This window comes from Neobacillus sp. DZ-9 (assembly GCF_059587065.1).
Genome location: NZ_JCAIOL010000002.1, coordinates 771255 through 778113 on the forward strand (window position 1 = coordinate 771255; position 6859 = coordinate 778113).

Below are 6859 nucleotides of genomic sequence, written 5' to 3' on the forward strand. Positions count from 1 at the left end.
TTTTTGGAAAAGAATGACGGTATTAGGTGCATTACCTTGTTCTGAACCTATATTGTCTTATGCAGTTATTATTCCTGATGTGTTTGCTTATCAGATTTAATCAGGTGTATGGCACGATTTCATTAAGTATAAGGGGTGGCTTTTTATAGTGAAGAAATTTGGAGTAATTGGACTAGGGGATATTGCAAAAAAGGCGTATTTGCCTGTCTATAGTGGAATGAAGGACATAGAGTTTCATTTTTATACAAGGAATCAGGAAAGGATGCAGGCGATTGGTCGGCAATATCGCTTTGAAAATCTCCATCATGATTTAATATCTTTGATTACAAGTGGGATCACTGGGGCATTTGTCCATTCATCCACAGCATCCCATGAGGAAATTGTCCGGGTACTTCTAGACCATAATATTCATGTGTTTGTCGATAAGCCAATCACAGACCATTACGAAGGAGCAAAAAAGCTGGTTGATTTGGCAGAGCAAAAAGGTCTTATTCTCATGACGGGGTTTAATAGAAGGTATGCGTCCTCCTATATAAAACTAAGGGAGATTGCACATCCCAATATGGTGATTGTTCAAAAAAACCGGCACAATCAACCCGGCTATGTAAGAACGTTCATATACGATGATTTTATCCATGTGGTCGATACAATGAGATACTTATTTCCCCATCCGATTGAGGAGGTAAATGTAACCGGGCGAATGGTGGAGGATAAATTATATCATATTGTTCTTCAGTTTGTTTCACATGGTGCAACTGCTATTGGGATTATGAACAGAGATAATGGAACGAATGAAGAAATGGCCCAAGTCATGGGGCCTATAGAGAAAAGAACAGTCTATAATGTTTCACAGTTAGTTATTTCAAAGGGAATAGAGAAGACTGAAATCCGTAGCGGTGACTGGGAACCTACTCTATTAAAACGAGGCTTTGAGCCAATGGTCAGCGATTTTATTGATTCAGTTTTGACAAATTCTAAGCCAAAAATCTCAGCTCTGGATGCACTGATCACCCATGAAATATGTGAAACGATTATTGATAAATTGAAAAATGTATGAAAAGAATATTAATTATGTAAAGGAAGCTATATTATGCTTCCTTATTCCTTTTGATTTCTACTGATTTATTTTTTGGACTATCTAGGATAATTTGAAAAACTTTTTCTATACATTCTGTATGGACATCTGCTTAATAGAGATGGTGCAAGGTTGCCGGAAACAAGTAAAGAGTAGGAAGGTCTCGTAATCTATAAAAAATTCTATCGAAGTGAAGGGGTGGGGGGCAGGCCCATCTAAGATCGATTGGCGAATTTAATCATATGTTTGTAAACTAAGGTTAACCAGAATTCTTTTGGCCTTTTTCTAAATGGTCTTAACATATCTCATTTGTTTTAGGATTAATATTATTGATTAAGTGGTGCCATGCTTGGTGCCCAAATTTTTAAAATTACAAATCACATGAAAACATTAGGTAGCAAAAAAGCTTGATTTATCAGTACTTGAGGATACATCAAGATACTAGAAAAATAGGTGCCAGCAAACTTCAAAACTGCTTGAGACCACCGTGTGTGGTCTGGTGGGTTCGATTCCCACGCAGTCCCGCCACCGTTCTTACTCCCGCAAGGGTTTGACGATGATTGACTCGGTGATTGTTGCCGTTGATTGATCTGTTAACTTACACAGTTTCCGCCCAGTCTCGTTGCAAGACTGTTTAAGGCTGACGGGTAAAACTGTTTTGATAGTTGCCGAAAACTGTTCGTCCTCTTACGCTATTATATTTGCGGAAGGGGATTTTTATTTATGATGCGGAAAGGTTTAACTAGACGTAAACGGCCGGTTTCGGTTGAAGTTACTCTTAATATTACGGAAATGTTTGAAGAGTATATGCTCGTAAAGAAGGGCGAAGGACTGGCGAAACGGACGATTCAAGAGCACTATAATAATTTCGATTATTTTAAAACGTATATCGGGAAAGAGCTATCTGCGGATGAAATGACTACCGAATTATTCGTCGGATGGATTACGTATATGATCGAAGAAATGAACTATACTCATGGTACTGTTAATATTCGCGTTAGGACAATGCGTGCTTTCTTACGCTATTGCTACGAGGATAAGACGTGGATTCATGAGCCGATACATAAACGCTTCAAGCCGATTAAGGCACCTATAGACGTGGTTGAGGCATTTACCGTCGAGGAGTACAGACGGTTAGTTCCCGCCATAGATGACGAAGCCTATGTCGGATTTCGGACGAAGGTTATGACGTTTGTCTTACTCGACACGAGGGTGCGTGTATGCGAGTTGGTAAATAAAAAGCGGCAGAATGTCGATTTTAAAACCATGTCTATACGTCTAGAAGCAGCGGATACGAAGTCGCGAGTCGGACGCGTGGTGCCAATCTCCGCACGTACTGCGAAACTATTAAGCGAGTATTTACATGAGACGGAAGACTGCGGTAATGAGTACTTGTTTCTGACATATGAGGGTGAAAAGATAGGCGAGGCCACTGTCCGCGATAACTTGCGTGTCTATGGTCAGGTTGCGAAGATAACGAATAAGCGAGTCAGTTCCCACACGATTCGGCACACTGGGGCGTTATTTTATATCCTTAACGGAGGTGATCCGTTTAGCTTGCAGCGAATACTCGGCCATTCGCATATGAACATGGTGACTTGCGATTGCATTTACGTTAGAAAAAAAGTCTAGATAATCACAAATATGTGCTATAGGTTTGAACTATTTTACTGCTCGCCCTGATGCTATTATATGTGTAAGGGATTACAGGGGGGCTTAGTTAAGCAGGTTAGAAGACCCTTACCCAAAGATTCTGCTTTTCCTTCGTTCGAGCCATTGCTTCGAATGAGCGAAAAATTTACAACCTTTGCACAGTGCGGCATTAAAATTGGCGGTTATGAATTTCCGTATTTTCAATTATTCTATGAAATTAACATAACATTAAAATACTTAACGGTTATGCCTGCAGCCCTTCTCTTTATAATCACAACCCATCCAAGTGAATTTACCTCATGTCTTAACAAAATTGCCGTTAATTTTCGCATCGTTTATTCTATTTCTACTGCATTGCATTGCGCTAAATAAAAAGGTAATCGAACCCAAAAGTCCGATTGTCATTACCTCTTCCCTAAAAAATGAAGGAATGGAGGAGATTCGGAATCTGGTAAACTTACGTTCGACACAGGAAATGAAGTAGTATCTTGAAGGAAATCCATCACCATTTGTTATTTATTAAATGAAAACCTTTTTTATATCCAGAAAATAATTTATATTATGAATAACAAATGAATTTAATGGCAATGTAGCCTCTTTTAAACTATCTATTTTAGGATAGTTTAAAAGGGGCGTTTTTGTTTTTTGAGGGAGTTGATTTATAACACTATGGAAATAACCATTTTAAAAAATAATACTTAGATATTGAACGGGTGCTTTACTTAAATAAGAGTAGCTAATCCAAGGATCTAAATTGGTCCTTTTTATTTCACTTACATTTAGAACGTTTGTTCCTGAATAATAATAATGAGGTGATGATTAAAATGGCAATACGTGACCGCGGTAAAATTAAATGGCAGTTGGCCTCATTTATGCCGCTCATGGTTGGCTAGATATTTTTTTTGCCCGCGATAACAGAAAGCAAATAGATTAGGAGAAAAAGGATCAAGGTCAAACCCTTCTTTTACAAGAATAACTAATCCATCAATTGATTTGTGCAGATCGGTGCTGCTTAGCTCGAGGTAGACACGATCAATAGTAACTTCATTTAGCATACTGTTTTCAATGCCTTGACCACATCCGCAAGCTGTGAAAGATTAAACCCTGGTTTCACTTCAATAGAAGCTTGTCCTATTTTAATTTCTAATGTTTCACTCATATCTTCGTTACCTTCATCGAGAGTGACTGATACCCAATTTGATTTTTGGGAAAAGTTTGACGATTACGAAGGTAATTGGTAAATAAAAGTATAGTTAAGTAAAAAGGAGTATATTGAGTGAAAATTTTAATATATCTATACTTATGGATGAAGGGATTTCTAATATAAACCACAGGGAGATAAAGTGGTGGGGCGTTTATTGAAAATGGGGATGTATCTTGCTTTAGTGTTCATGTTAAGTTTTGTGACGGCATGCGCGGGCGATATCCAAGCCTGGAGGTTCATTCGCAATTATGAATCAATATAATGAAGAAAATCGTTTCCAGGTTGATGAGTTTAATAGAACGCTTACCCCTACGATGATTAGTAAAAAAGGTATTTTAGATGAAAAAGCTAATGAATTCTACACGAAAGTAATCATGAATAAAGCTTCCATCGATGAATTCGACAAATTTGTTAAATAATGGAAAAAACTTGGTGGGGAGCAAATGACACCAGAAGTGAACGATTGGTACAAGAGCAAAAAAAAATAAAGATGGATTGATGTGTTCGGAATGCTTATATCATGCTTTCCGAACACAGTTTTTAATTTATTTTGGCATTGAGTGAGGAGAGATTTAAATGAAAACGATGACAGCGATTATTATCGGAGCAGGTGACAGAGGTGCGCGAGCTTATGCGCCATATGCCTTGACCTATCCGAATGAATTGAAGATTGTCGGCGTGGCAGAACCAGGTATCGAAAGAAGAAGGAAACTACAACAAGCGCACGATATTCCGGATGAACATTGTTATGATTCGTGGGAAGAGGTGTTGGATTCCGAGCAAAAAATTGCCGACATTGCGATTATCTGTACGCTTGACCGGGATCACTTTAAACCGACGATGAGAGCGTTGGAGCTGGGTTATCATGTTCTATTGGAAAAACCAATGTCGCCGGATTCGCAGGAATGTATCGCAATGGAACAGGCTGCGAAAAAGTATAATCGGCAACTGACCATCGGCCATGTACTGAGGTATACCGAATTTTGGTCCACGATTAAAAAGGTGATTGCCAAAGGAGAAATTGGCGAGGTCGTATCGCTGCAATTAAATGAAAATGTAGAAGTGATGCACATGTCCCACAGCTTTGTTCGAGGTAACTGGAATAATAAAGAGAAGTCGAGTCCGATGATCCTGCAGAAATCCTGTCATGATATGGATATTATTTCTTTTGTGATGGGCAAGAAATGTAAGCGCATTAGCTCCTATGGTTCGCTAATGCATTTTAAAGAAGAAAATGCCCCGGTTGGTGCTCCACAGCGTTGTTTAGATGGCTGTCCTGCTGAACTAGAATGTCCATTCCATGCGGGCAGATATTATCTTGGCGAAGGAAAAGGCTGGGCGAAGAAATTCACAGAGGATTATACGAATGGTGGAATCATTAAAGCTTTAAATGAAACCCCTTACGGAAAATGTGTATACCGCTCAGATAATAATGTCGTTGACCATCAGGTAGTTAACATGGAATTCGAGGGCGGTGCAACTGCAACGTTTAGTATGTGCGGCTTCACGAGAGAGCAGACGCGGATCGTTCAAATAATGGGAACAAAAGGAGAAATCCGTGGAAATATGGAAAACAATAGCATTTCCATCTTTGATTTCCTCACTAAGCACGAAACCGTCATCAAATTTGACAACCCTGTGGGCGGACACGGTGGTGGCGATAACGGCATCATGAGGACCTTCCTCCAGGAAATTCAATTTGGAAATAATAGGGACAGCGTTTCTTCCGCATCTGCATCGGTAAGAAGCCACCTTATGGCATTTGCCGCTGAGGACTCAAGGCTAAATGAGGGTCAATCGATTAATATCGATGATTATTATCATAGTTTGGTAGAAAATAATTAGAGCTTAAGCAAGGATTGTTCACACAACGCATTTCGAGTGTTATCAATAATTTTTATGGAACTGATTTCTTTCGGAGAACGTTTGGATAAAAAAAGGAAAACGGCTCAATGTCTATATGAAAAAAGGGGAATAACTGATGGAAAGCAACGGGTTAGTGGGGAAATTTTACAAATTCGCTGAAAAGGTCATGAGAATTGCCCAATTTCAATTGCTCTGGATTGTATTTTCCATTTGTGGCGGAGTTGTTTTGGGGATGATGCCCGCCACAATAGGTTTATTTACAGTCATGCGGAAATGGCTGCAGGGAAATGAGGATAACCAGTCCTATGTTAGGATTTATTGGGCTACATTTCGAAAAGAGTTTTGGAAGGCAAATAGAATAGGTTTTATCCTAACCATCATAGGCTTTATGATTTACATGAATTTTACCCTGATCCGTTTTACTCACGGGATTGCTTATTGGTTCTTGTTAATCTTTGTATTTATGATGACTATTTTATTTGTCATTCTCTTATTCTATATTTTTCCGGTATATGTTCATTTTGAAAATAAATTCAGTAAATACTTTAGCATTTCAATATTAATAGGTATTTCATCCCCTTTTCATACAATGCTGATGATCATTGGGTTCTATCTAGTCTATTTGTTGTTACTTTGGGTCCCGGGATTCATTCCCTTTTTAAGCATAGGTTTATTTTCGCTCATTTCTATGTACATCGCCATGAAGGCGTTTACTAGCATGGAGGGAAAAAAGGAACATGCTTCCGAAGAAAACAAGTCACTAATGAAAGGGAGATTTCATAATGGTTTCAAGCCTGCGGCAAATAAGAATACAAGAGTAGAAACATTGAATAGATAATTTTGTAAGGAAGTGACGTCGTAAGATGGAAAATTTACAGAGAACCACAGAATTAGCAGGAAAGTTACAGGAAGATATCGATTTATTCGTTGAACCGAAGATAAGTATTTTAAAAAGGATGTGGAAAGAGCGATATCTTTATCTAATGTTACTTCCAGGATTACTCTTTTTTATCATCTACCGGTATGTTCCAATGGCTGGAAATATTATTGCTTTTCAAGAT

General features: G+C 38.5%; 7 protein-coding genes and 1 pseudogene. 7 read left to right on the top strand and 1 reads right to left on the bottom strand.

All coding sequences use genetic code 11. The features are described 5' to 3' along the window. The first annotated feature begins 148 nt into the window (after positions 1-148). The 3 genes from AC59HZ_RS08310 to AC59HZ_RS08320 all read left to right on the top strand — a co-directional run bounded on the left by AC59HZ_RS08310 (position 149) and on the right by AC59HZ_RS08320 (position 3100). Positions 149-1057 carry a Gfo/Idh/MocA family protein gene (locus AC59HZ_RS08310; protein ID WP_496545331.1) on the top strand — a complete coding sequence of 303 codons (909 nt, stop codon included), beginning with the start codon at positions 149-151 and terminating at the stop codon, positions 1055-1057. A 741-nt stretch (positions 1058-1798) separates the two neighbouring features. Beyond that, the gene (locus AC59HZ_RS08315) at positions 1799-2707 is read left to right on the top strand and encodes a tyrosine-type recombinase/integrase (RefSeq protein WP_496545332.1); all 909 of its coding nucleotides are present in this window, start codon (positions 1799-1801) and stop codon (positions 2705-2707) included. Between the two features lie 153 nt (positions 2708-2860). Then, a complete protein-coding gene (locus AC59HZ_RS08320) occupies positions 2861-3100 on the top strand; it encodes a hypothetical protein (RefSeq protein WP_496545333.1) in 240 nt (79 codons plus the stop codon). 494 nt (positions 3101-3594) lie between these two features. On the opposite strand, the gene tnpB is transcribed toward AC59HZ_RS08320, so the two are convergent. Further along, on the bottom strand, positions 3595-3783 hold the full coding sequence (gene tnpB / locus AC59HZ_RS08325) for an IS66 family insertion sequence element accessory protein TnpB (protein WP_496545334.1): 189 nt from the start codon (positions 3781-3783) through the stop codon (positions 3595-3597). 397 nt (positions 3784-4180) lie between these two features. Here tnpB and AC59HZ_RS08330 point away from each other — a divergent pair, with 397 nt between their 5' ends. From AC59HZ_RS08330 to AC59HZ_RS08345, 4 genes and pseudogenes are all read left to right on the top strand, one after another. Next, positions 4181-4351 (top strand): hypothetical protein, encoded by a 171-nt coding sequence (locus AC59HZ_RS08330; RefSeq protein ID WP_496545335.1) that lies wholly within the window; start codon positions 4181-4183, stop codon positions 4349-4351. Between the two features lie 157 nt (positions 4352-4508). Beyond that, entirely contained in the window at positions 4509-5777 is a 1269-nt protein-coding gene (locus AC59HZ_RS08335) for a Gfo/Idh/MocA family protein (protein ID WP_496545336.1), read from the top strand. A gap of 136 nt (positions 5778-5913) precedes the next feature. Next, entirely contained in the window at positions 5914-6636 is a 723-nt protein-coding gene (locus AC59HZ_RS08340) for a YesL family protein (protein WP_496545337.1), read from the top strand. A 25-nt stretch (positions 6637-6661) separates the two neighbouring features. After that, positions 6662-6859: pseudogene (locus AC59HZ_RS08345) on the top strand (sugar ABC transporter permease); the annotation flags it as partial.

Coding starts and splice junctions, on each gene's coding strand:
- AC59HZ_RS08315 (WP_496545332.1), top strand. CDS start 1,799: ATGATGCGGAAAGGTTTAACTAGACGTAAACGGCCGGTTTCGGTTGAA.
- AC59HZ_RS08320 (WP_496545333.1), top strand. CDS start 2,861: ATGAGCGAAAAATTTACAACCTTTGCACAGTGCGGCATTAAAATTGGC.
- tnpB (WP_496545334.1), bottom strand. CDS start 3,783: ATGCTAAATGAAGTTACTATTGATCGTGTCTACCTCGAGCTAAGCAGC.
- AC59HZ_RS08330 (WP_496545335.1), top strand. CDS start 4,181: ATGAATCAATATAATGAAGAAAATCGTTTCCAGGTTGATGAGTTTAAT.
- AC59HZ_RS08335 (WP_496545336.1), top strand. CDS start 4,509: ATGAAAACGATGACAGCGATTATTATCGGAGCAGGTGACAGAGGTGCG.
- AC59HZ_RS08340 (WP_496545337.1), top strand. CDS start 5,914: ATGGAAAGCAACGGGTTAGTGGGGAAATTTTACAAATTCGCTGAAAAG.